The organism is Actinosynnema sp. CS-041913 (assembly GCF_050942485.1).
Lineage (GTDB): Bacteria > Actinomycetota > Actinomycetes > Mycobacteriales > Pseudonocardiaceae > Actinosynnema.
The window spans coordinates 4,986,464-5,010,887 of the sequence record NZ_CP192037.1 but is presented as its reverse complement, the minus strand read 5'-3'; the positions used below and the strand labels follow the sequence as shown (position 1 = coordinate 5,010,887).

Annotated in this window: 16 protein-coding genes; 5 read left to right on the top strand and 11 right to left on the bottom strand. The window is 74.7% G+C overall.

What is annotated here, in order from left to right:
• Positions 1 to 65: 65 nt before the first annotated feature.
• Positions 66 to 1,139: a substrate-binding domain-containing protein gene (locus ACQPZF_RS23030; protein ID WP_433260086.1), complete on the bottom strand. Its 1,074-nt coding sequence runs from the start codon at positions 1,137 to 1,139 to the stop codon at positions 66 to 68.
• A gap of 79 nt (positions 1,140 to 1,218) precedes the next feature.
• Here ACQPZF_RS23030 and ACQPZF_RS23025 point away from each other — a divergent pair, with 79 nt between their 5' ends.
• Entirely contained in the window at positions 1,219 to 1,614 is a 396-nt protein-coding gene (locus ACQPZF_RS23025) for a MarR family winged helix-turn-helix transcriptional regulator (protein ID WP_433260085.1), read from the top strand.
• Positions 1,615 to 1,629: 15 nt separating this feature from the next.
• On the opposite strand, the gene ACQPZF_RS23020 is transcribed toward ACQPZF_RS23025, so the two are convergent.
• From ACQPZF_RS23020 to ACQPZF_RS22995, 6 genes are all read right to left on the bottom strand, one after another.
• On the bottom strand, positions 1,630 to 2,643 hold the full coding sequence (locus ACQPZF_RS23020; protein ID WP_433260084.1) for a serine hydrolase domain-containing protein: 1,014 nt from the start codon (positions 2,641 to 2,643) through the stop codon (positions 1,630 to 1,632).
• Positions 2,640 to 3,521, bottom strand: coding sequence for a DUF6895 family protein (locus ACQPZF_RS23015; protein ID WP_433260083.1), 882 nt, complete (start codon positions 3,519 to 3,521; stop codon positions 2,640 to 2,642). The genes ACQPZF_RS23020 and ACQPZF_RS23015 overlap by 4 nt, the downstream gene beginning before the upstream one ends.
• A gap of 33 nt (positions 3,522 to 3,554) precedes the next feature.
• Positions 3,555 to 4,469, bottom strand: coding sequence for a DUF6895 family protein (locus ACQPZF_RS23010; protein ID WP_433260082.1), 915 nt, complete (start codon positions 4,467 to 4,469; stop codon positions 3,555 to 3,557).
• Entirely contained in the window at positions 4,469 to 5,155 is a 687-nt protein-coding gene (locus ACQPZF_RS23005; RefSeq protein ID WP_433260081.1) for a hypothetical protein, read from the bottom strand. The genes ACQPZF_RS23010 and ACQPZF_RS23005 overlap by 1 nt, the downstream gene beginning before the upstream one ends.
• Positions 5,148 to 5,327 (bottom strand): hypothetical protein, encoded by a 180-nt coding sequence (locus tag ACQPZF_RS23000; protein WP_433260080.1) that lies wholly within the window; start codon positions 5,325 to 5,327, stop codon positions 5,148 to 5,150. The genes ACQPZF_RS23005 and ACQPZF_RS23000 overlap by 8 nt, the downstream gene beginning before the upstream one ends.
• 201 nt (positions 5,328 to 5,528) lie before the next feature.
• Positions 5,529 to 6,182 (bottom strand): hypothetical protein, encoded by a 654-nt coding sequence (locus ACQPZF_RS22995; RefSeq protein WP_433260079.1) that lies wholly within the window; start codon positions 6,180 to 6,182, stop codon positions 5,529 to 5,531.
• A gap of 167 nt (positions 6,183 to 6,349) precedes the next feature.
• On the opposite strand from ACQPZF_RS22995, the gene ACQPZF_RS22990 reads away from it, so the two are divergent.
• Complete coding sequence (locus ACQPZF_RS22990) at positions 6,350 to 7,234, top strand: hypothetical protein (RefSeq protein WP_433260078.1); 885 nt, start codon at positions 6,350 to 6,352, stop codon at positions 7,232 to 7,234.
• 44 nt (positions 7,235 to 7,278) lie between these two features.
• On the opposite strand, the gene ACQPZF_RS22985 is transcribed toward ACQPZF_RS22990, so the two are convergent.
• Positions 7,279 to 7,521: a hypothetical protein gene (locus ACQPZF_RS22985; RefSeq protein ID WP_433260077.1), complete on the bottom strand. Its 243-nt coding sequence runs from the start codon at positions 7,519 to 7,521 to the stop codon at positions 7,279 to 7,281.
• Between the two features lie 465 nt (positions 7,522 to 7,986).
• On the opposite strand from ACQPZF_RS22985, the gene ACQPZF_RS22980 reads away from it, so the two are divergent.
• From ACQPZF_RS22980 to ACQPZF_RS22970, 3 genes are all read left to right on the top strand, one after another.
• Positions 7,987 to 10,182: a S8 family serine peptidase gene (locus tag ACQPZF_RS22980; protein ID WP_433260076.1), complete on the top strand. Its 2,196-nt coding sequence runs from the start codon at positions 7,987 to 7,989 to the stop codon at positions 10,180 to 10,182.
• 75 nt (positions 10,183 to 10,257) lie between these two features.
• Positions 10,258 to 10,971 (top strand): acetoacetate decarboxylase family protein, encoded by a 714-nt coding sequence (locus ACQPZF_RS22975; protein ID WP_433260075.1) that lies wholly within the window; start codon positions 10,258 to 10,260, stop codon positions 10,969 to 10,971.
• Entirely contained in the window at positions 10,968 to 11,375 is a 408-nt protein-coding gene (locus tag ACQPZF_RS22970) for a hypothetical protein (protein WP_433260074.1), read from the top strand. The genes ACQPZF_RS22975 and ACQPZF_RS22970 overlap by 4 nt, the downstream gene beginning before the upstream one ends.
• Before the next feature lie 18 nt (positions 11,376 to 11,393).
• Here the strand turns inward: ACQPZF_RS22970 and ACQPZF_RS22965 are convergent, their stop codons facing one another.
• From ACQPZF_RS22965 to ACQPZF_RS22955, 3 genes are read right to left on the bottom strand one after another with little or no spacing between them, the layout of a single operon-like run.
• On the bottom strand, positions 11,394 to 12,419 hold the full coding sequence (locus ACQPZF_RS22965) for a 3-deoxy-7-phosphoheptulonate synthase (RefSeq protein WP_433260073.1): 1,026 nt from the start codon (positions 12,417 to 12,419) through the stop codon (positions 11,394 to 11,396).
• Positions 12,412 to 13,863 (bottom strand): MDR family MFS transporter, encoded by a 1,452-nt coding sequence (locus tag ACQPZF_RS22960; protein WP_433260072.1) that lies wholly within the window; start codon positions 13,861 to 13,863, stop codon positions 12,412 to 12,414. Before ACQPZF_RS22960 ends, ACQPZF_RS22965 begins: the two co-directional genes overlap by 8 nt.
• Positions 13,860 to 24,377, bottom strand: coding sequence for an amino acid adenylation domain-containing protein (locus ACQPZF_RS22955; protein ID WP_433260071.1), 10,518 nt, complete (start codon positions 24,375 to 24,377; stop codon positions 13,860 to 13,862). Before ACQPZF_RS22955 ends, ACQPZF_RS22960 begins: the two co-directional genes overlap by 4 nt.
• Positions 24,378 to 24,424: the final 47 nt, after the last annotated feature.

The window sequence follows — 24,424 nt, the reverse complement described above, 5'->3', positions numbered from 1 at the left end:
CAAGGGGCCTGCGGGGACGATCGGGGGTGGGGTGGCCGGGTGACCGGGAAGGCGGTGGCCGACGGTCAGAGGCGGGTGATCACGTCGAAGTCGTAGCCGTCCGCGACGGCCAGGTGCACGTACTGCTCGGCCTGCGGCCCGTGGAACTCCACCGTCCCACGTGGACCGTGGTAGGCCACGCCGTCGATCGCCGCGTTCAGCTCCGGCAGCCGCGCGGTGCCGGCCCGCCGCACCAGGCTCGCGAGCGTGCGAAGCCCTTCGTAGCAGGACTCCGCCGCGTTGTTCAGCGCGGGGGCGTCGGACCCGTGCAGGGCGACGTACCGGCCCAGCAGGTCCATGGCGTCGGCGTTCACCATCGACCGGAAGTACGCGGCGGAGACGAACAGGTTGCGGGTCGCGCCGAGACCGCTGGCCAGCAACATGTTCTCCTCCATCAGCGGGCTGAACCGCACCAGCCGCTCGTGCAGGCCGCGCGCGGCGAACCGCCGGTTGAACTCGACCGCGTCCTGCCCGACCAGCAGCATCAGCACGCCGTCGCACGAGGACCGCTCGACCTCGCGGACCAGCCGGGTGGTGTCGCCGACCCCCAGGCGCACGAACGCCTCGCCCACGATCCGCAGGTCGAGCTGGTGGGCGTACCCCCGGACCGCGGCGGCGGACGTGTGCGGCCACACGTAGTCGTCGCCGACCACGAACCAGTTCCGCGCGCCCACGTTGTCCCGCAACCACTTCAGCGCGGGAGCGAGCTGCGTCCGGGGCGTCTCGCCGCAGCAGAAGATCCCGGGGCGGCGTTCCCCGCCCTCGTACAGCGAGGTGTAGACGTACGGCAGCCGCCCGGCGACCACCGGCGCGATCGCGTTGCGCACCGACGAGATGTGCCAGCCGCTGACCGCGTCCACCTGACCGGCGTCGACCAGGCCGCGCAGCTCCGCCGCCACCCGGTCCGGCGCGCCGCCGCCGTCGACGACCTCGAACGACACCTCGCGACCGAGGATGCCGCCCTCGGCGTTGAGTTCGCGCGCGGCGAGTTCGGTGATCGCCTCGCAGGACGGCCCGAACAGACCGGCCGGACCCTGGAGGGGGATCACCATGGCGACACGCCAGTCGGCGCGGACGTCCCGCGAGGCGACTCCTGCCATCCGGACACTCTCGACCCTCGGCTTTTAGTTTCAGGTGGAAGTCTTACAATCGGGGATAAGTTCCGCAAGAGGAGGGCCGGTGCACGACCCGCTGACCAGAGCGCTGACCAGGGCGGTCCGCACGGTGACCGGCCACGTCGAGCAGGTTCTGCGCCCCGAAGGCCTCACCCTCGACCAGTGGCTGGTGCTCGCGGCGCTGGCGGAGCGGCGGGGCATGACCATGACGGAGCTGACCGCCCGGACACCGGCCAGCGGCCCGACCGTGACCAGGGTGGTGGACAAGCTGGTCGCGACGGCGGCGGTGTACCGCGAGGTGGACCCGGAGGACCGCCGCCGGGTCCGCGTCTACCTCAGCCCGCGCGGGCGGGCGCTGCACAAGCGGGTCGCGGTGAAGGTGGACGAAGTCGAGCGCGACCTGCTCGGCCAGTCCGGGGCGAAAGTGCTGGACCTGCTGCACCGCCTCGCCGATAGCTGAGCCGACCGCCGACCGCTAGGGACGCAGGGTCGTCAGCAGGTCGTGGGCGGTGGCGAGGAGGTTGTGGCGGCGGGTGTAGCGGCGGGAGGCCACGGCGGCGAGCGCGGTGCGGGTGGCCGGCCGGTAGCCGAGGTACGCGTGGTGGCCGAAGGTCGCGCCGCCGTGGAAGTAGATCGGTCCGTGTTCGGTGTCGGTCCGGAACCAGGTCAGGGAGCGGGCGGGCGCCGTGCGCGGACTCGGCGCGGTGTGGACCTCGTGGACGGCGTGGAGCGCGGTGGCCAGGGGGCTGCCGTCCGGGTCGAGGTGGGCTTCCAGGTAGGTGAGCAGGTCGTGCGGGGTGGCGCGGACGGCTCCGGCGGCGGTGAAGCCGCCCAGGTCCAGTGGGGGCACCGGTGCGCCGCCGGCGCGGTGGCCGAGCGCGTCCGTGCCGGGTGGTCCCGGCCGCAGGCAGGTGTCGTCCAGGCCCAGTGGGCGCAGCACGTGTCGGGCGAGCAGTTCCGGGTACGGCGTGGCGGCGTGGTGGGCCAAGGCGTGGCCCAGCACGGCGACGCCGAAGTTGGAGTATCCCCAGCGGGAGCCGGGCGGGGTGTGGCCCCGGTGGTGGTGGAAAGCCCGGAGCAGCCGCCAACGGGGGTAACCGGCGTAGACGTTCGTGGTCCACCGGGGGAGCGCCTGTCGGTAGAAGAAGGGGTCGCGGGGCAGGCCGGGCAGGCCCGAGGTGTGCGTGGCCAGGTGCAGCAGGGTGATCCCCCGCGGGCCGCGGGACGTGGGCGAGGGCAGGCAGGCGCCGGCCGGCGTGTCGTAGTCCAGGCGGCCGGTGGCGACCAGTTCCGCCAGCAGCAGGGCGGCGAAGGTCTTCGAGACCGACCCGATCTCGTAGCGCAGGTGTTCTCCGGCCGGGTCGGTGCCCGCGGTGCTCAGCATGCGGTCGCCGCGGCACGAGAAGGCGAACACCACGTTCGGGGCGCGGACGCGGTAGGCGGCCCGGTGCAGCCGGAGCGCGACGTCGTAGGAGCGACGGGTGGTCACGGCTTGCCCGGCAGCAAGGCGGTCAGCGCGCGGGACGTGGCCAGGGTCGCCGCGAGGACGGTCATCAGGGTGGCGTGGTGGACCCGGTCCAGGTCGCCGTCCTCGGCGGGCACCGCGCCGTCGGGGGTCTGGGCCGCGCAGAGCCGGGCCCAGCCCTCTTCGGGCAGGGCGGGCTCGGGCAGGCACGCGTCCGCGGCGAGCAGTCCGCCGAGCAGGTCCCACGCGCGCTGGTGGACGCATTCCTCCAGCCACGCGGGCAACCACCACCGCAGGTAGTCGACCACCTCGGCGGGCAGGGCGTCCGGTCGCCCGCCCCAGCCGGTGAGGTGGAAGACGGTGTGCGCGGCGTCGTAGGTGGTCGAGCGGTCGATGCTCCACGGCGGGGGCAGGTGGCCCAGCCAGGTGTCCCGGCCGGCGGCGGCGAGGTCCGCGTCGGACGCCAGGCCCAGCCGGTGCGCGGCGGCGACCACGCCCAGCCGCCGGGCGGGGGGCAGGCTCACGGCGGCGGCCTCGACCAGCGGCCGGGTGGAGCGCAGGGTGTCCTCGATGGGCGGGTTGCGGTAGCCGCCGTCGTGGAACGGGGCGTAGAGCTCCAGCGGGACGGACGAGGAGGGCTCGTCGTGCTGGAGCCGGTGCAGCACCCCGCCGCTGTCCAGCAGGTCGTGCCAGGCGAAGTCCAGCAACCGCCGGGCGCAGGTCGCCTGCCGCGCGCCGGCGGCACCCTCCTGCAGGAGCACTCCGGCGGTCAACGCCAGTTCCCCCACCGCTTTCAGCCTCGCGAGGCCGCCTTCGGGGCGGTCCGGGCGAAAGCCCTCGCGGTGGCTGTCGGTCCAGGCCAACGCCCGTGCCCCGGTCTCGTGCACCTGCCGCAGGTCCATCACCGGCTCCGGGCTCCCGGCCGGCCCGGCGGGTCACGCCGCGGCATGACGTGGCCGGGCGTCGACCAGCGCCGCGGCGAACGCCGCCACCAGGGTGGCGTGGTGGCACACGGCGAACACCTCCGGCGGCGTCAGGCCCGGTCCGAGCCGGTCGCCGACCGCCGGCACCGAGCCGTCCGCGGCCTGCGCGGCGGCGTAGCGCTCCCAGGTCTCCTGGCCCGCCGTGGGCCGGGGGAGCAGGGCGTCCACCGCCAGCAGCTCACCGGTGAGGTCCCAGTGGCGTTCCTCCAGCCACGTCTCCACCCACGCCGGCAGCCACACCCCCAGGTAGTCGGCCAGGTGCGCGGGCAACCCCTCGGGCCGGCGACCCCAGTCGGTCAGGTGGAACACGTCGTGGGTCAGCGCGTAGCCGGCGTGCACGTCCATCGCCCACGGCTCGGGCCGCCCGCCGAGCCAGGTCCGCCCGACGACCTCGGCGGGGTCCGGCTCGGGCCCGATCGCCAGGTCGCGCAGCACGCTGCGCACCCCGAGGACGCGGGTGGGCACGTGTTCGGCGACCTGCCAGGCGCGGGTGCCCGCCAGGAACGCACCGAACTCCTCCAGCGGCCGGTGGCGCAGCCCGGCTCCGGGGAACGGCGCGTAGACCTCCAGCGGGTAGGCGGCGACGGGCTCGGAGCGGAGCAGGTCGAACAGCACCTGGCCGTGGCGGAGCTGGTCCCAGGCGAACCGGAGGCAGTCGTCGGCCAGCCGGCGCCGCGGGCTGCCGGCAGCGCTGGACCGCCGGACGAAGGCGGCGGTCTGCGCGAGTTCGCCGAGCGGTTTCAGCGTGGCGTCCACCGACACCGCGGGATCGGTGACATCGTCCGGCAGCCGGAACGAGTCGCGCCGGGACCACGTCCATTCGAGCGCCCGCAGCGCCATCCGGTCCGCGAGGTCCCACCCCGGCATCAGGCGCTCGCCTCCCGGATCAGCCGCGCGGCCCGCACCTGCAACTCCACCCGCGGGTCGCCCGCGGCGAGGTGCCCGACGAACGTTAGTCCCGCGTCCAGGCCCAGCGACTCCGGAAAGCCACCGAGCACCGCCAGCCAGCGGCCCGCGCCCGCGGCCTGCGACCAGTCCCGCCGCCGCACCGCGCGCACGAACCCGCGGGCCACGTCGGGCACCCGCCCGGCCGCCGCCTCGGCCAGCGGGCAGTGCCACTTCGGCACCGCCACCGCCGCCACCTGCGCCAGCCGGTGGGTCAGCACCGGCCACGGCACGGTGCGCGCCCACCCGGCGTCGGGCGGTGCGAGCGCCGACACGCCGGGCCCGGCCCGGCCCGCCGAGCGCAGCGCCGCGCACAGCCCCCAGTACGTCCACGCGCCCGCCGTCGACGAGCGCGTGTCCGCCGGGAACGCCGCCACCGCGGCCTGGGCCAGCGCCACCTCCGTCTCGGCCGGCTCCCGCCCGAGCAGGGTGTGGGCGGCGAGCACATCGGCGCCGAGCACCCTGGTCGCCGCCACCACCAGCGGGTCCGAGGCGTCCCAGCCGTCCTCGACCACCGGCCCGTCCCGCAACGCCGACAGCACGACCGCCGCCCGTTCCCGGACTACGTCCGCCAGTCGGGCGCCCACGCTCACCTGGTCATCAGCCACGCGCTTCGACGATCTTGTCGGGCGGGTTGAGGAGCAGGAGCGCGAGCATGACGGCTTCGCGGGAGTCGCGGAAATCGCCCTCCGGCTCGGGCGCGTCCAGCAGCGAGCCGACCTCGGCGGCCAACAGCTCGGCGCTCACCGGCACCGCTTTGGCGTCTACGGGAACAGACACGTGGACCATCTCCTCACACTGGTTCGGGACGTACCCTTCGCAACCACACGGATCCACGGGATACGGCAGTGGCCGCACCGGTCAGTGCAACTCCTGTCCCCGGCCGCGGCAACCCCCGGCCTCACCGCCCGACGCCTGCCACCGGGGAAACTGAACCCGAACGAGGGACGGCGGGCAGCTCGTCGGCAGCCGGGGCGCGGGTCAGGGTTGCGGTGGATCGGTCCGGTCATGCCGTCGGCCGAGGGGGTCGACCCGAGCGAGGCTCGGCGGGTTCCACCACGAGGTCTCCTTGCGCGCACCGGGCCAGCCGAAGCTGAAGTGGATGTGGTCGCGGTGGCACGCGGTCGGGTTGCCGCTGTCGCCCGAGCAGCCGTTGTACTGCACCCAGCGCTGGTCGTAGGCGCCCCAGATCTGGTTGTTCCAGATGATGTACATCAGCCCGAACCGGCGCACCAGCGCGTGCGGGTTGCCGTGCGGGTCGGTCGCCAGGAGCCAGCCCAGCACCTCGTCCGCCTGCGCCCGCTGCGTCGCGTCGTTGACGTCGAAGGCGTAGTCGAGCGCGCGGCCTTCCTTGTGCTCGCTCGTCCCGCCCTGGTCGCAGGCCCGCTCGATGCCCCAGTGGCGCTCCCCGTAGGCGGCGACCAGGAGGTCCTTGAACTCCGCGACGCCGGGCTTGGCGGCGGGGTCGCAGGTGCTCTGCGGCTGGTACTCCGCGTACCCGTCGATCTCCGGCCCGAAGACCGGCGTCGGGGGCGCGGCGGATGCCATCGGCGCCAGGACGAGGCCCAGGGCCGCCGACAGCACCAGGCACAACGTCCGGCCCGGCCCGTGAAGGTCGGACTTGCTCCGGTTCACGTGTCCTCCTCCGGCGCGGTCGGGTGTCCGTGCTGCCCCGGGGTGTACCCGCTACCGGCCCTCGTGCCCGTGAATCGCCCGATCGAGTGTCCTCCCGGCTCGCCCGACAGGCCGGGTGGCGTCCCCGTCGGTACTTTCCGGTCGGCACGGAATCACCAGGAGTCCCAGTGAGTGAACAGGACAGCGTCACCACCACGGCGCAACTGGGCGCCTTACTGCGTGAACTGCGCGGCACGATGCCCGTGGAGGCGGTCGCCCGGCACGCCAAACGCCACGGGTACTACGTGCCCCGCCCCGGTGTGCCCGCGATCGAGGACGGCCGCCGGCTGCCGACGTGCAACGAATTGCGCGGAATTCTGCTCGCTTGTGAGCGGGAAGACCTTTTCGACCGGTTGAACGAGGACCGCCGGCGGCTCCAGGACGGCGGCCGGTCGGTTTCCGGTCAGGTCGACGGGGAATCCCGGCCGGTCAAGGTGTCCCGGAGTTATCCGGTGGCGCCCGGAATCGCGGCGGTGGTTCTCGTGGTGGTCGGCGTGGTGTCGATGGCGCTCGTGCTCCGGCACCGGTCGACCGGTGCGCCGGTTTCGCCGACGACGGACGGTATCGACGCCGAGAGCGCTGTCGTGGCGGCGCGGGAGAGCCCGCTGTGCGCCGAGTCGCTGACCCCGCGCCCCGACGCGCGGGTGACCGTGCTGGCGCGGGAGAGCGGCCCGGCGGACGCGGTCGAGCCCGACCGCCTGGTCGAGGTGCGGGCGTACCGCGATCCCGACCACGGCTGGGTCGCGTGGGCGCACCTGGCCCGGCCCGCGTCCGACCGGGACAAGCTGTGGCTGGACTGGAGCTACCTGTCCGACCCCCGGGAACGGCAGCACTGGCGGCAGTGCGGACCGCACGCCATCGGCGCCGGTCCGGACAGCCCCGCGGTCCGGGGCGTGGACGCGGACGGCCGCGCCCGCTGGGTCCGGGCCTGTGGGCAGGCGCCGGCGGAGCAGCGTCCGCCGTCCAGCGTCCAGGAGTCGTTCTGCAGTGGTTGGGTGCCGGTGCGGCCGTGAGGGCCGACGTGGTGGAGCCGGGTGGTCGGGCCACCCGGTCGTGGTCACGATGGTGGTCCGGGTTCGGCCCAACTATCGTGTGACGGCCGCACTTCGACGATGTTCGCGGCGTCCAGCACGACCATCGTGCGGTCCGGCCGCAGCACGGGCACCCACGTCCGGTCGGTTTCCGGGTCGACCACGTGCGGTCCGGTGATGACGCCGTACGGGAAGACGTCCGGGTCGAAAACGTTCGGGTTGAGGTAGGTGACGATGGCCCCGCGGTCGGGCCGAGGTGTGTAGGTCATGGCAACGTCCTTGGGGGAGTAGGCATCGATCGCCACCCTCCGCCGACACCGAGTGTGAAGCGGCGACCGGTTGACGTTCCTGTCGAATACCCCCGCACCGCCGCCGCAACCGTTCACCGGCCCGGCGACCGCGGGAGCCGCCCCTCGTTCACACGGTGGGGTGTTGTGCGTCCTGCGGCCCGGGATCGGCCGGCAGCCGAGCGGCCCGGGGCCGGCCGGCGCCGATTCTGCCGAATTCGGTCATAGCGCGTGGAGAATGATGGCCGGGTCGTTATGACCCGGTCGCGCTGATACACCGGAGTGCCGCCTGGGGCCGACGGCCTATTCCGCACTGCTGAACGGCTTCTTTTCCGGACAACCGCTGGCGTCCGCACCCATATCCGCGCGAGTGTTGCGGTCCCTTCCCCCTGCCCGGCCCACCTGGAGGCGTCCGGGCGGAGGTCCCTGCATTGAAGGAGACCATTCATGCAACGAGTTCGTGCGAGCAGACGGTGGCGGCACGCCGGGTCCGGTGTGATCGCCGCGGTCCTGGCTTTGGGCGTCACCACCGCGCCCGCCGCCGCGGCCGAGGGCGCCGTGCTGGGCGCCGACCGTCCGGGTTCGATCAAGGACAGCTACATCGTCGTGGTGAAGGACAGCGGTGCCGCGGTGGCGCAGACGGCGGACCGACTGGCGAAGGAGTACGGCGGATCGGTCACCGCCGCCTGGCAGCACGCCGTGCGCGGGTTCTCCGCGAAGATGACCGCCGCGCAGGCCCGTCGGCTGGCCGCCGACCCCGGAGTCGCGTTCGTCGAGCAGGACGCCGAGGTCAGGCTCGCCACCGACCAGACCGACCCGCCGAACTGGGGCCTGGACCGCGTCGACCAGCGCGACCTGCCGCTCGACCAGAGGTACGGCTACGGCGCCCGCGCCGAGAACGTCACGGCGTACATCATCGACACCGGTGTCCGCACCACGCACAGCACCTTCGAGGGGCGTGCGACCTGGGGCACCAACACGGTCGACACGGACAACACCGACTGCCACGGCCACGGCACGCACGTCGGCGGCATCGTCGGCGGCAAGGAGTACGGCGTCGCGAAGGGCGTCAAGATCGTCGGCGTCAAGGTGTTGGACTGCACGGGCTCCGGCTCGAACAGCGGCGTGATCAGCGGCGTCGACTGGGTCACCAGGAACGCCGTGAAGCCCGCCGTGGCGAACATGAGCCTGGGCGGCGGCGCGGCCGTGGCGCTCGACACCGCGGTCCGCAACTCGATCGCGTCGGGCATCACCTACGCCCTGGCTTCGGCGAACGACAACAAGGACGCCTGCAACACCTCGCCCGCACGGGTCGCCGAGGGCATCACGGTCAACGCGTCGGACAAGAACGACACGCGGGCCACCTTCTCCAACTTCGGCACCTGCACCGACATCTTCGCCCCGGGCGTGGGGATCGTGTCGGCCTGGAAGGGCGGCGACAGCGCGACCTACACCGCCAGCGGCACGTCGATGGCGGCGCCGCACGTCGCGGGCGCCGTGGCGGTCTGGCTGGCCCACCGGCCGGACGACACCCCGGCGCAGGTGGGTGCGGGCCTGCTCGCGGCGGCCACCCCGGACAAGATCACCAATCCGGGCACCGGCTCGCCGAACAAGCTGCTCTACGTCGATCCAGGGGTGCAGGGCGACCCGGTGACCCTGCCCAGCCCCGGCAAGCAGACCGGTGTGGTCGGCCGGGCCACGTACCTGAAGCTGGTGGCCTCCGGCGGCACCGGGCCGTTCACGTGGTCGGCGAAGGGGCTGCCCGCGGGCATCGTGCTCCAGCCGAGCGCGACCGAGGGCACCCTCGCGGAGGGCACGCCGACCACGGCGGGCGTCAACGAGGTGGCCGTGACCGTGGCGGACGCCGAGGGCTCGTCGGCGACCGCCGAGTTCACCTGGACGATCACCGAGGACGGTGGTGGCGGCGACCTGGCGGTGACCAACCCCGGTGCGCAGACCGGCAAGGTCGGCGAGGCAGTCAGCCTGGAGATCGTGGTCGACGGCGGCACGAAGCCCCACACCTGGTCGGCCACCGGTCTGCCGGGTGGCCTGTCGGTCGACGCCGGCAGCGGCCACCTCACCGGCAAGCCGACCGCCGCCGGCAAGTTCACCTCGACCGTCCGGGTGACCGACGCGGCCGGCAGGTCCGGCGAGGCCACCTTCGACTGGACCATCACCGGCGGCTGCACGCCCGAGCAGAAGGTGGTCAACCCGAGCTTCGAGTCCGGTGCCACCGGCTGGACCGCGTCGGCGTCCGTCGTCGGCGAGCACGCGGCCGAAGGCGAGCCCGCGCGCACCGGCACGTGGAGCGCGTGGATGGGCGGCTGGGGTCGGGCGAGCAACGACTCGGCCGGCCAGAGCGTCGCGGTCCCGGCCGGGTGCTCCGGCTACCGGCTGTCGTTCTGGCTGCACATCGACACGGACGAGCGCGGGTCGACGGTCTACGACCGGCTGACCGTCACGGCGGGCGGCAGGACGTTGGCGACGCTGTCCAACGCCGACGCCGCGGCCGGGTACCGGCAGCTCACCTACGACCTGGCGGAGTTCGCGGGCCAGACCGTGACGATCGAGTTCACCGGGACGGAGGACAGCAACCTCCAGACGTCGTTCGTCGTGGACGACGTCACGCTGGACGTGGCGTGACCGTCCCGAGGTGACGACCGTGGGTGGCGGTGAGCAGTCCCGTCACCCACGGTCTTTCGTCCTAGGATCGTTTCTGTGCCGCACACCCGACCGGAGAGCGGGTCCGAAGTGGACAGCGTGGCCTACCCGCCCGAGCCGTGGCTGCTGCGCGGCGACGGCTGGGCGTCGGCGTGGCTGGTGGACTCGGCGGCGCTGCCCGCCCTGCCCACGTCGGTCGAGCCGGTGACGCTGCTGGGCAAGGCCGTGGTGGTCACCGCGTTCGCCGACTACCGGCCGGGCGGGGTGCTCGCCTACCGGGAGCTGCTCGCCGTGGTCCTGGTGCGGCGCGGGGTGCGGATCGGGTTGTCCATCACCGACATCTGGGTCGACAGCCCCGCTTCCCGCGCCGGTGGCCGCGCGTTGTGGGGCATCCCCAAGGACCTGGCCCGCTTCGAGTCGACCGCAGTCCCGCGATCCACCGCAGTCCCGCGATCCACCGCAGTCCCGCGATCCACCGACGGGGATGTCGCCATCGCCGCGGTCCGCGTCGACCGGCCGGTCCGGTGGCGGTTCCCGTTCCGCGCAGGTGCAACGCTGTGGCAGGCGGTGCCCGAAGGAGTGGCGTCGACGCCGCTGCGGATCCGCGGCCGGGTCGGGTTCGCGCGGTTGTCGTGGCGCGTCGACGCCGCCGGGCCGCTGGCGTGGCTCGGCACGGCCCGGCCCCTGTTCGGCCTGGCCTTCACCGGTTTCCGCCTGCGGTTCGGTCCCCGGCGTCACGTTCCGTCCGCCGGGCTCGTCCCCCGGACATGACCTTCCTTCGCATCGGACTGTGGTTCCTGACCGTCACGCAGGCGGCCGTGGGTGGCTGGGCGCTGGTCGCGCCGCAGGGGTTCTACGACGGCTTCCCGGCGCCCGGCCACCACTGGGTGGCGATGTTCCCGCCGTTCAACGAGCACCTGGTGCGCGACTTCGGCAGCCTCAACCTCGCCGTCGCGGTGGCGCTGGCGTTCGCGGCGGTCACCCTCGACCGGCTGGTGGTGCGGGCCGTGCTGACCGCGTACCTCGTGTTCGCGGTGCCGCACATGGTGTTCCACCTGATCCACCTCGACCACATGCCGGTGGTCGACCAGGTCGGCAACGTCGTCACGCTCGCCCTGGCCGTCCTGCTGCCCGTCGCGCTGCTCGTCGCCGGTCGCCGCCGGGCGGCGGCCTGAGCGCCGGCGTCGCCACCGTCACCTCGTCGAACGCCTCCGCGCGGCGAGGGCCAGCGTCTCCAGCAGGGGTACCGTGCGCTCCCACCCGAGGCAGGCGTCGGTGATGCTGAGGTCCGGGCGCAGCTTGCCGCAGCTCGGGTCCTGCCGCCCGTCGGCGAGGTAGGACTCGATCATGACGCCCACCAGGGCGGTGTTGCCGTCGGCGACCTGGCCCGCCAGGTCGCCGACCACGGCAGGCTGGCGGTGGTGGTCCTTGCCGCTGTTGCCGTGGGAGGCGTCGACCACCACCCGCCGGGGCAGCCCGGCGGCGGTCAGCGCGGCCAGCGCGGCGGCGACGTGGCCGGCGTCGTAGTTGGGCGTCGGGCCGCCGCGCAGCACCAGGTGGGCGTCGGGGTTGCCGGCGCTGCGCAGGGTCGTGAGCTGCCCGTCGGCCGCCACCCCGGGGAACGCGTGGGGCAGGCCGGCCGCGCGGATGGCGTCGACGGCGGTGCCGGTGTGGCCGGAGACGCAGTTCTTCATGCCCACCGGCATCGGCAGCCACGACGCCAGGTGGCGGTGCGGCTGGCTGGCCACCGTGCGCGCGCCCACCGCGCCCCACGTCACCAGATCGGCGACGTAGTGCGCCAGCAGCGGATCGACGAACTCGTAGGCGAGCGGTAAACCGACGCTCGCCGCCTCCACCAGGAATGACCGGCCTTGCCGCACGCCGGTCGTGATGTCGCCCTTGCCGTCGAGCGTCGGGTCGGGCAGCAGGCCGGTCCACCCGGCCACCGTGCGCGGCTTCTCCAGGTAGGCGCGCAGGACCACCACGAGGTCGTCGTGGAAGCGGTCGGCGGCGGCCTTGAGGAGCTGTGCGTAGTCCAGTGCGGCGTCGGGGTCGTGCACCGAGCACGGGCCGACCACGACGAGCAGTCGGGGGTCGCGGCGGTCGAGGACGGCCGCGACGGTCTCCCGGTGCCGGGTCACCGTCTCGGCCACCGCCGTGGTCAGGGGGTGTCCCGCGTCCACCTCGGCTGGTGTGGGCAGGGTGTCCAGATCAGGCATCCGCTGAGCCCTTCTCGTGATCATGACGTCGGTCCACGGTGGACTCGACAGGGTCGCGGCGGGGGAGTCTCGTCGCGCCGACGGCCGCGACGAGGGCGAAGCCGAGCACCCACCAGAAGGTGTCGGCGAACGCCAGGGGGATGTCCGGCTCGCGCGCGGTGAGCCGGTGTTGCAGCACCACGGCGAGGACCGCGGTGCCGATCGAGCCGCCGACGGTGCTGAGCAGATTCAGCGCGCCGGCCGCGCGGGGTAGCTGCGCCGGTTCGATCCGGCGGTAGACGATGTTCATCACCGGAGCGCCGATCATCGCCGCGCCGACGCCGCGCACCAGCAGCGACGCCGCGATCACGGCGTCCGGCAGCGCGTGCCCGAGCTGGGTGAACGGCGCCGTGCCGACGGCGACCAGCGCGATGCCGGTCAGCACGAGGGTGCGCGGGGCCACCACGTCGACGATCCGGTTGAGCAGCACCGAGCCCGCGATGGCGCCCACGCCCTGCGGCGCGAGCAGCAACCCGGCTTCCCACGGCGACAGGCCCTCACCGGTCTGCAGGTACAGCGGCAGCAGGAACATCGTGCCGAACACGGACGCGCCCAGCACGGCCAACGCCAGCGCCGCGACCCCGAACGGCGGCCGGGTGAACAGCCGCGGGTCGATCAGCGGTGTCCGCCTGGTCCGCAGCCCGTGCGCCACGAACCCGGCCAGCATCCCCAGGCCCACCAGCACGGCGGCGGCGGCCACCGCCGGCGGCACCGCCCGGTCGCCGAATCCGGTGAGGCCGAAGACCAGCACGGCCAGCCCCGGCGACAGCAGCGCCGCGCCGCGGAAGTCGAACGGCGCGCGCTGCTCCGCCGGCGGGACCGAGGGCACGTGGCGGCGCGCGAGGAGCAACGCGACCACGCCGATCGGCAGGTTGACGTAGAACAGCCACGGCCAGTCCGCGACACCGAGGATCGAGCCGCCGACCAGGGGACCGAGCGCCGGCGACAGCAGGGGCACCATCCCCACGACGCTGATGACCCGGCCGATCCGGTCCCGGCCGGCCGCCCGCGCCAGCAGGGCCTGCCCGATCGGCGGCAGCAGCCCGCCGGCCAGGCCCTGCAGCACCCGGAACGCGATCAGGCTGGGCAGCGACCAGGCCAGCGCGCACAGCACCGAGCCGAGCAGGAACACCGCCACCGCGGCGAGCCAGGTCCGTCGACCGCCGAACCGGTCCGCCAGCCAGCCCGACGCGGGCACGGCGGCCACCACGGCGAGCAGGTAGCCGGTGCTGACCCACTGGAGGTCGGTGACCGGCGCGTCGAACCGGTCGGCCAGCGCGTCGATGCCGACGGCCACGATGGTGCTGTCCAACGTCGCCATGAACGTGCCGAGCACCAGGACGAACGCGGTGCGCCAGAGCGCGGCGTCCACCGGGCGGGCGGCCCGGACCCCGGCGGCGGTCACGGCCCGGCCGTCCGGGCGAGGAAGTCGCCGGCGTCCTGGTCGAGGCACCCGGGGAGGTCCCGGAGCACCGCGAGCAGGTGGGCGGCGAGCGCTTCGGCCTCGTCGGCGCGGAACATCCCGGCCTGGTAGCCGAGGACGCCCGTCCAGCCGCCGCCGTCGGGCACGACGGTCAGGGTCAGCGGGTGGTGCGTGCGCTCCCGGAACCGGGTTCCGGTGACGACCAGGCCGGGTGCGGGCTCGCGCAGCCGGTCCGGGTCCACCGGGTAGTTCTCGAACACCACGAGGCTGTCGAACAGCCGCCGGCGTCCGGTCAGCCGGGCCAGTTCGGGCAGGCCGACGTGGTGGTGCCGCACCATCGCCTGCTGCCGCGCCTGGAGGTCGGCCAGCGCCTCGCCCACCGTGCCCGCGAACCGGGCCCGCACCGGCACGGTGCCGGCCAGCAGGCCGATGATCTCCTCGACGCCGTCGACGTCGGCGGTGCGACCGGAGACCATGGCGCCGAAGCAGACGTCCCGGCGTCCGGACCGCGCCGCGAGCACCGCCGACCACGCGCCCTGGAGCACCGTGTTCGGTGTCAGGCCGCGGTGCGCCGCGGCCCGCGTGAGGGCGGAGACGACGGTGGCGTCCACCTCCAGCAGCACGGGGTCCGCCGCGCCGACCGCCTCGGGCCGGTCGCCGACGAGGTAGTCGCCCTCGGGCAGGTCCGCCAGCTCGGCACGCCAGGCGCGCAGGTCGGCGGTGCGGTCGCGATCGGCCAGCCACCGCAGGTACCGGGCGAACGGGACGGGGGCGGGCAGCGCGCGGTCCGGCGCGTCGCCGCGGACCCTGGCGGTGTAGAGCGCGAACAGCTCGGTGAGGATGCGCGGCGCGGACCAGCCGTCGGACAGCACGTGGTGGCTGGTCAGCACGAACTCGTGGCGGTCGGGGCCGCGCCGGATCACGGTCAGCCGCACGGGCGGACCGGCCGCGAGGTCGAACGGCTCCGCCAGGTCGTCGGCCAGCACGCGTTCGACACCGTCCACATCGGACACATCGACGACGCGCCACCCGGGCCGCGGGTCGGCGGGGATCACCTGCACCTCGTGGGACAGCGGGAACACCGCCCCGAGGTTCGGGTGCCGGCGCAGCAGGTCGCCGCCGGCCGCGCGCAGCGCCGCCACGTCGAGCGCCCCGGACAGCGAGAACGCCGCCTGCACGGTGTACGGGTCGGCGGCATGCGTCCGCGCGTGCCGGACCATGAGGTCCTGCAACGGGGTCAGCGGCAGCACGTCGGCCACCGCGTGGTCCCGTTCGAGCGCCTCGATCGCCGCCTGGTCGAGCGCGACCAGGGGCAGGTCGGACGGCGTGAGACCGGCCCGGTCGCGCACACCGGGATCGCCGGCGATCCGCACCAGCGCCCGGCGGAAGCACTCGGCCAACCGGTCGATCTCCGCCTCGGTGAACAACGCGGAGGGCCAGGTGAACCGGACGCCGAGGGCTTCGCCGTCCCCGTCGTCGCGCGCCAGGGCGTTGATCATCAGGGCGTGGGGGAGCGGCAGGTCGTCGCCGCCGCCCGACCCGAGCGGATCGGCGTCCGGCGGGGCTTGCCACGGCGTCTCGGCGGCCGGGAGGGCGGGGAACCGGCCGAGGTGGTTCCAGCTTATCTCCGGCTCCCGGACCAGCGGCCCGTCCACGCTCAGGATGCCGTGGCCGAGCCCGTCCCCGGCGGCGCGCAGGCTTTCCTTGACCGCCTTCAACGCCGCCGCCACGTCCCCGTCGGGCACCGTGATCCGCGCGGGGTGGACGGCGGTGAACCAGCCGACGGTCTGGGACAGGTCGACCGGGCCGGCCAGGTCCGGCGTGTGCTCGGGACGCCCGTGGCCCTCCAGGGCGACCAGGACGTCCGCCGCGCCGCCGCGCCACGCGCCCACCGCTTCGGCGAGCGCTGTGAGCAGCACGGTGTCCGGTGTCGTGCGGTAGGCGGCGGGCAGCGTGGTGAGCACGGTCCGCGTCGTCTCGGGGTCCAGCCGGAGGTGGTGGTGGACCGCGGTGGCCGCGGTGTCGCGGACGGGGTCGAGCGCGGACGCCGCCAGCGGCTCGGCCGGTGCGGCGGCCACCCGTTCCCAGTGCGGCAACTCCACGCGCCGCCGCGACACCGCCTCGCGCAGCGACCGCGCCCAACCCAGGAAGGACTGGCCGTGCTTCGGCAGCGGCGGAACGGACACGGAACCGCTGGTGGTGGCGGTGGTGGTGGCGGTGGAACCGGCGGTGGTGGCGGTGCGGTAGGCGTGCGCGATGTCGTCCAGCAGGATCCGCCATGACACCGCGTCGACCACGATGTGGTGGGCGACCAGGGCCAGCCTGCCGGGCCGCGTCGGACCGGCGTCCACCCACACCGCCCGCAGCAGCGGACCCTTGCGCAGGTCCATGCCGGCGCGGGCGTCGGCGATGTGGCCGTCCACCAGGGCACGCAGGTCGTCGGACGCCGTCGCGCGCACGTGGACCAGCACGTCGGCCCCGGTCACCGCGCCCGCCTCCGGGATGCGCAGCACCGGCCCGCGAACTCCGGTCGGCTCGGAACCTTCGTCGGCCAAGTGGCCGCGCAGCGCGTCGTGCCGGACCAGCACGGCGTCGAGCACCGCGCGCCACGTCGCCGGGTCGCCGCCCGGCGGCACGCAGACCTCCACCCACTGGCAGAAGCCGTCAGCGGGCGCCCCGGCCGCCGCGCAGCGGCGCAGCAGGTCCCGCATGACAGGGGTGAGCGGCGCGTCGCCGGTCGCGGGCTGCTCCTCGACCTGGCCGACACCGCCGCAGCGCGCGGCGATCCCGGCGACGGTGACCCCTTCGAACACGTCGCGGGCGGACAGGCTCAGGCCTTCGCGACGGGCCCGCGAGACGACTCGCAGGGACACGATGCTGTCGCCGCCGATGTCGAAGAACGCGTCGTCCAGGTGGACGTCGTCGCTGCCCAGCACCTCGCGGAACACGCCGAGCAGCACGGCTTCCGCGTTGGTGGCCGGCTCGCGCGCCGGGGCGGCGGCACGGGCCTCCGGCGCGGGCAGCGCGGCCCGGTCGAGCTTGCCGCTGGGACCGAGCGGCAGGCTGTCCAGCACCACCAGCGCGGTCGGCACCATGTGGTCCGGCAGCTCCCCGGCCAGGTGCAGGCGCAGCCGCGCCAGGTCCGGGTCGGCCCCGTCGGTGGGGATGACGTAGCCGACCAGCCGGCGCTCACCGGGCCGGTCCTCGCGGACGACCACGGCGCACGCCCGCACGTCGGGGTGCCGGGTCAGCACCGTCTCGATCTCCGACAGCTCGATCCGGAAGCCGCGGATCTTGACCTGGTGGTCGGCCCGGCCCAGGAACACCAGGTTCCCGTCCGGCCGCCAGTGCACCAGGTCCCCGGTGCGGTACATGCGGTCACCGGGCGCGCCGTAGGGGTCGGCGACGAACCGCTCCGCCGTCAGGTCGGGGCGGTTGACGTAGCCGCGCGCCAGCTTCGGCCCGGCCAGGTACAGCTCGCCGGTCACGCCGACACCGACCGGCAGCAGACCGCCGTCCAGCACGTAGGCCCGCACGCCGGGGTCCGGCCGGCCGATCGGCAGCGGGCCCGCGTCGTCGGCCTCGTACCGCCACATGACCGCGTTGATCGTGACCTCGGTCGGGCCGTAGGCGTTGAACAGCGCCCGGCGGTCGCCCCAGCGGCGGGCCAGCTCGGGGTCCAGGCGTTCCGCGCCGACCATGAACCACACGTCGGGCGACACGGTGAGGTCGTCGGGCATGGCGGCGAGGAACGACGGCAGCAGGTTCACGCCGGTCACCCGGTGCTCGACGATGTAGTCCAGCAGCTCGTCGCCGGGCACCCGCGCCTCGTCGGGCGCGATCACCGAGGTGCCGCCGGACAGCAGCGGCACCATGAACTGCCAGAACGCCACGTCGAAGCTGGTCGACGCGAAGTGCAGGTACCGCTCGCCCTCGGTGACCCCGACGACGTCCTCCTGGAGCGCGATCAGGTCCGGCACGCCCCGGTGCGGCACCGCGACGCCCTTGGGCTTGCCGGTCGTGCCCGAGGTGTAGATGACGTAGGCCAGCGAGTCCTCGGTGAGGGCGCGGCGGGCGTCGGCCGGATCGGCGTCCCACGAGGACGGCCCGTCGAGCGTCGCCGGGTCGTCCAGCCCGAGCACCGGCACGTCGGCTGGCAGCGCGCCGCCGAACACCGCCAGCGCGTCACCGGTCGTCACCACCGCCGCCGGAGTGATGTCCTCGAACATGTACGCCAGCCGGTCCTTGGGGTAGCTCGCGTCCATCGGCACGTACACCGCGCCGGCCTTGAGCACCCCGAACAGCGCGACCACCATCTCCACGTCCCGGCCCAGCAGCACCGCGACGGCGTCCTGGGGCCGCACCCCGCGGGCCAGCAGCGCGTGCGCGAGGCGGTTCGCCCGCCGGTCCAGCTCCGCGTAGGTCAGCGTCCGGTCGCGGCAGACCACCGCCTCGGCGTCCGGCTTGCGGGCCACCCAGCCGGCGAACTCGTCCAGGCAGCCACCTCGTGGCTTGGCGTGCGCGGGACCGTCGCCCATCCGCAGCAGCCGGTCCCGCTCCTCGTCGTCCAGCGCCCGCAGCCGGCCGATGGGCCGGTCCGGGTCGGCCACGATCTCGTGCAGCAGGTTGCGCAGCCAGCGGCCGAAGCCGCGCACGGTGTCCTCGTCGAACGCGTGCGGCTGGTAGCCCAGGCCGAGCGAGATCTCGTCCTCGGGCATCACGATGACGGTGAGCGGGTAGTGCGTGGCGTCGATGATGTCCACGCCCACCAGGTCCAGGCCGGGCGCGAGGGTGGTGCGCTGTCTGCTGGAGAGCGGGAAGTTCTCCATCACCAGCATGGTGTCGAACAGGTCGCCCACGCCGGTCGTCCGTTGGATCTCCGGCAGCCCCACGTGGTGGTGGTCGGCGAGCGCCACGCTCTCCTCGTGCACCTGGTCGAGCAGGCGCGCCGCGGATTCCTCCGGCGCGCACCGGACGCGGACCGGGATGGTGCCGCCGAGCTGGCCGATCATCGACTCGACCCCGGCCACCTCGGCGGGCCGGCCGGAGACCGGGCAGCCGAAGACCACGTCCCGCCGCCCGGTGAGCCGACCCAGCAGCACACCCCACGCGGTCTGCAACACCGTCGTCGTCGTGACGCCCCGCTCGCGGGCGAACGCGTGCAGCCGTTCGCTGAACGGCACCCCGAGGCCGAGCCACACCCGCTCCGGGCGCTCGACCGAGGCCGACGACCCGGCCGGCGCCAGCCGCGTCCCCTCGTCGACGCCCGCCAACGCCTCCCGCCACGCCCCCAGCGCGGCGTCGTGGTCGCGTTCGGCGAGCCGGCGGTGGAACTCCGCCAACGGCGGTGCGGCCGGGACGGCGGGGCCGCCGCCGAGTTCGGCGTAGAGGCCCAGCAGCGTGCGGCCGACCAGCGGCATGGACCACCCGTCGAGCAGCGCGTGGTGGTTGGTGATGACCAGCCGGTGCTGCTCGGCGTCCAGCGTGCACAGCAGGAAGCGGATCAGCGGCGGCTCGCCGGTGTCGAACGGGCGTGCCAGGTCGGCACGGGCGTGCTCGGCGAACAGGTCGTCGCGGTCGGCCGGGGCGTGCCCCGAGAGGTCCACCTGCCGCCAGTCGAGGTCGACCCCCTCCGGGATCACCTGGACGACATCGCCGGCCGCCGTCGTGTGCAGGAACACGCGCAGCGCCGGGTGCCGGCGCAGCAGTTCCCCGGCGGCGGCGCGCATCCGGTCGGCGTCCAGGTCACCGTGCAGCAGGGTCTGCGCCTGCACGACGTAGACGTCGGTGTCCAGGTCGCCGCGCACCAGGCTGTGGAAGGAGAGGCCCACCTGCAACGGGGTCGCGGGCAGGACATCGGCGATCCGACCGGTGCGTTCGAGCGCGTCGACGGCCGCCTGGTCGAGGTCGACCAGGGGCAGGTCGGACGGGGTGAGCCCGCCGCCGTCGGGGCCGATCCGCGCGGCGTGCGCGGCGAGCGCGGCCAGCGCGGTCTCCCAGGCGCGGTGCAGGTCCGCCACCGCGTCGGGCGGCAGCACCTTCCGCGCCGCGGTCCACTCCACCGCGATGCGGGGCTCGTCGTCCTCGTGCACGAAGCAGTTGAGCGCCAACACCTGCTCCAGCGCCTTGCCCGCCGGCTCGACCACCGCGAACGCGTCGCGCTCCGGCAGCCGCCACCCGGCGCCGGGCAGCGACGCGAACCGCCCGAGGTAGTTCAGCAGCACGTCCGGCGGCGGGGTCGCGGCGAGTTCCGGGCCGGCGACCGGGTCGAGGTGGCGCAGCACGCCGTGGCCGATGCCGCCGTCGGGCACCGTCCGCTTGGCCTCCTTGGCGGCGCGCAGCAGCCGCCCGGCGGCGTCGCCCCCGGCCAGCGCGTCGGCCAGGTCCGCGTCGGCGCGCACGGCGTCGACGGGCACCCGCACCGGGTACTCGCTGGTGAACCAGCCGACCGTGCGGGACAGGTCGGTCCCGGCCACGAGCTGCTCGCGCCCGTGGCCTTCCACGGTGACCGTCGTCGCGTCGTCGGCGGGCCGGCCCCGGTCGCGCTGCCAGAGCCGCAACGCCAGCACGAGCGCGGCGAGCAACACCTCGTCCACGCCGGCGCGGTAGGCCGCGGGCAGCGCGGTGAGCACCGCGTCGGTCACCTCGGCCGAGGCGGTCGTGGCGGACCGGTCGGCGGTGGCCACGGTGTCCACGGCCTGGTCCAGCGGCCGGTCGCCCAGGTGGGTGCGGTCGAGCGTGCGCCGCCAGTGGTCCAGCTCGTTCCGGCGGGCGCCGCTCTCGCCCTGTTCGGCGAGCAGCGTCGCGTGCCGCCGCCACGACGTCCCGACCGGCGCGAGGTCGTTCCCGGCGCAGGCCGCGTGCAGGTCGGGCAGCAGGACCCGCCAGGACACGCCGTCCACGACGAGGTGGTGGGCGACCACGACCAGCCGGTCCGGCACGTCCGACGGGGTGCGCAGCACGGCGACCCGCAGCACGTCGCCGGAGCGGGGGTCGAGCGACCCGGCCAGCCGTTCGGCCAGCGCGGCGACCTCGTCCTCGGTGCCATCGGCAGCGACCTCGCTGACGACCGAGGCGGCCGACACCGCGCCGCGCGGGCGGACGACCAGCTCGGCCGACGGCCCCACCAGCAGCCGCAGCGCGTCGTGGTGGTCCAGCACCGCGCGCACGCCCTCGACCAGGTCGTCGAGGGCGAGTTCGTCGTCCACCCGCAACGCGGTCCACTGCGCGTACCCGGCCACCGCGTCCAAATCGGGATGCGGGTCGAGCAGGGCGCGCACGATCGGCGGCGCGGGCACCGGCCCGGTCGGGTCGTCGGGCGCGAGGTCGGGTCCGGCGCCGATCTCCCGGCCCGCCGCGGCGAGCGAGGCGAGGCTGCGCCGGGCGAGCAGGTCGCGTGGCCGCAGCTCCAGGCCGTGGGCGCGCAACCGGCTGCTCACGCTGATCGCGGTGATGCTGTCCCCGCCGAGGGCGAAGAAGTCGTCGTCCACGCCGATCCGCTCGGCGCCCATGACCTCGGCGACGGTCGCGACCAGCAGCCGCTCCCGCTCGGTGCCGGGGGCCCGGCCGCCGCCGGTCGCGCGCGGCGCGGGCAGCGCGGCGCGGTCCAGCTTGCCGTTGACCGTGAGCGGCAGCTCGTCCAGCACGACCACGGCCGCGGGCACGAGGTGGTCGGGCAGCCGCTCCGCGAGCGCGGAGCGCACCGAGTCGGGGCTGACCACGACACCGGCCGCGGGCACGACGTAGCCGACCAGCCGGGGCGTCGCGGCATCCGTGCGGACGGTGGCCGCCGCGGCGCTGATACCGGCCATCGCGCCCAACGCGGCCTCGACCTCGCCGACCTCGACGCGATGACCGCGGATCTTGACCTGGCCGTCGCGCCGGCCCAGGAACTCCACACCCCGGCCGGGCGTCCACCGGGCCAGGTCGCCGGTGCGGTACATCCGCGCGCCGGGCCCCGCGAACGGGTCGGGCACGAACCGCTCGGCGGTCGCCACCGGCCGGCCCAGGTAGCCGCGGGCCAGGTGCGGGCCGGCCAGGTACAGCTCGCCGCGGGTGCCGGGCGGCACCGGCTGGAGGGCGTTGTCCAGCAGGTAGACCCTGGTGCCGGCGAGCGGGAAGCCGATCGTCGGCTCGCCGCCGTCGATCCGGGCGGTGGTGCTGTCCACCGCGGCCTCGGTCGGCCCGTACATGTTGCGGGCCGCGACACCGGACGCGGCGACGCGCTGCCACAGCGCCGCCGGAGTGGCCTCGCCACCCAGCACGAGCAGCGCCGGCCGGTGGTCGGCGTCCAGCAGACCAGCCTCGATCAGCGGGGCGGCCATCGACGGAGTGGTGTCCACGACGTCGATCCGGTCCCGGGCGTAGGCGGCGAGCAGCGCTTCCGCGTCACGGGCCTGCTCGGCGTCGTAGAGGTGCAGTTCGTGCCCGCACAGCAACCACATGAGCTGGTCGAGAGCGGAGTCGAAGGCGAACGAGTAGGTGTGCGCGACCCGCAGCCGGCGGCCCGCGGCCCGCTCCGTCTCGGCGACCGTGGTCGACCGGTGGTGGTGCAGCAGCGCCGCCAGGCCACCGGCCCGGCCGAGCACGCCCTTGGGCCGTCCGGTCGACCCGGAGGTGTAGATGACGTAGGCGAGGTGTTCCGGGTCGCGCGGCGCGGCCAGCTCCTCGCGCGCCAGCGGAGCGCCGGACAGGTCGGCCGGCCCGGCACGGGTGTCGAGCAGCACGCACGGGACCGCGTCCGGGGCGATCCCGGCGGTCTCCCCGACGGCCAGCACGAGGGCGGAACCCGCGTCGGCGACCAGCTCGCGCAGCCGCTCGGGCGGGTGTTCGACGTCCAGCGGCAGGAAGGCGGCCCCGGCGTCGAGCACCGCCAGCAGGGCGATGACGAAGTCGACCGAACGGGGCAGCGCGAGCGCCACGACGTCGTCCGGCCCGATCCCCTCGGCCCGCAACGCGCGTGCCAGGCGGTGCACCCGCCCGACGAGGTCTTCGGTCGTCAGCCGGTCCGTGCCGTGCACCAGCACGGTCTGCCCCGGCCGGTCCGCCACCAGGTCGTCCAGCAGGGCCGGCACGTCCCGCGGCACGCCGGGCAGCGCGGGCGTCGCCCACTGCGCCAGCAGCTCGGCCCGCTCCTCCGGCCCGACCAGCTCGACCCGCCCGATCGCGGGGGTGTCGGGCCCGGTCAGCGTGGTGAGCAGGCGGCGCAGCGCGGTCAGCTTGCGCTCGACGCCGGCCTGGTCGTGGGTGCGGGCGTCGACCTCGAAGCCCAACAGCAGCCCGCCGTCCCCGGTCGGCAGCACGCTCAGCCCCATGTCCTCCGGCGGCCCGCCCGCGACGTTGCGCAGGACGCCCGTCGCGCCCGCGAAGTCGATCGCCAGGTCGAACGCCTTGAGGTTGACGCCCCGCCCGTGCAGCAGCGCGCCCGCGCCGGGCACGGCCAGGTCCTTCGGCAGGTTCTCGCCCCGGTAACGCTGGTGGACGCGCATCTCGCGCATCACCGCCGCGACCCGCCTGCTCAGCTCGCCGAGCCCGTCGTCGCCCCGCACGGCCACCCGCAGCGGCAGCACGTTGACCGCCATCGCCGGCGTGCGCAGCGCCGAGCCCGTGCGGCACATCAGCGGCAGGGCGAACACGACGTCGGTCAGCCCCTCCATCCGGTGCAGGAACGCGGCGTAGCAGGCGATCAGCGCCTCACCCCAGGTGGTGCCCTCGCGTTCCGCGAGCGCGCGCAGCCGGTCCACCTCCTCGGCCGGGAGCACGGCGCGGGCGGTCAGCGTGCGCTCCGGCGGCCCGGCCGTCGCGGCGTCGCCGTCGCCCAGCTCCGGCAGCGGGGTGAGGTGGTCGCGCCAGTACTGCCGGTCCCGTTCGAACCGCTCGCTCGCCAGGTAGGCGCGGTCGGCCTCCACCACGTCGGCGAACCGGCCGAACGCCGGCGGCGGTGGCGGGTCGCCGTTGACCAGGGCGGTGTAGTGGGCGGCGGTGCGCCGGGCCAGCATGGCGGCGGTGTAGCCGTCGAAGACCAGGTGGTGGCCGAGCTGGGTGTACCAGACCTCGCGGTCGGACAGCTTGATGACGGTGTGGCGGAACAACTCCCGGTCCACCATCGCCTTGCAGGCCTCGGCGGCGCCGCGCCGCTCGGCGTCCACCAGCGCCTGCGCGGCGGCGAGCGGATCGGGCTCCCCGCTGACGTCGACCACCTCGGGCAGCCCGACGGGCTCGTCGCGGATCACCTGGCGCGGCCCGGACGGCGTGTCGAACACCCGCAGCCGGAGGCTCTCGGCCTCCTCGGTGGTGGCGCGGACCGCCTCGGCGAGCAGGCGGGCGTCGACCGGCTCCGGGCCGGCGACCTCCACCACGTCGCCGACGAGGTAGTAGGGCGAGTCGGGCTCCAGCCGCTGGGCGTGCCAGATGCCCAGTTGCGCGCTGGTCAGCTCGAACACCGTGTCGACCGGCGTCGGTGCGGTGGTGCGGTGCTGGACGTGGGCGGTGCTCAACTCACGCTCCTGGGGTCGGGGGAGTGCGCTCGGAGGTCGTGCCGCGG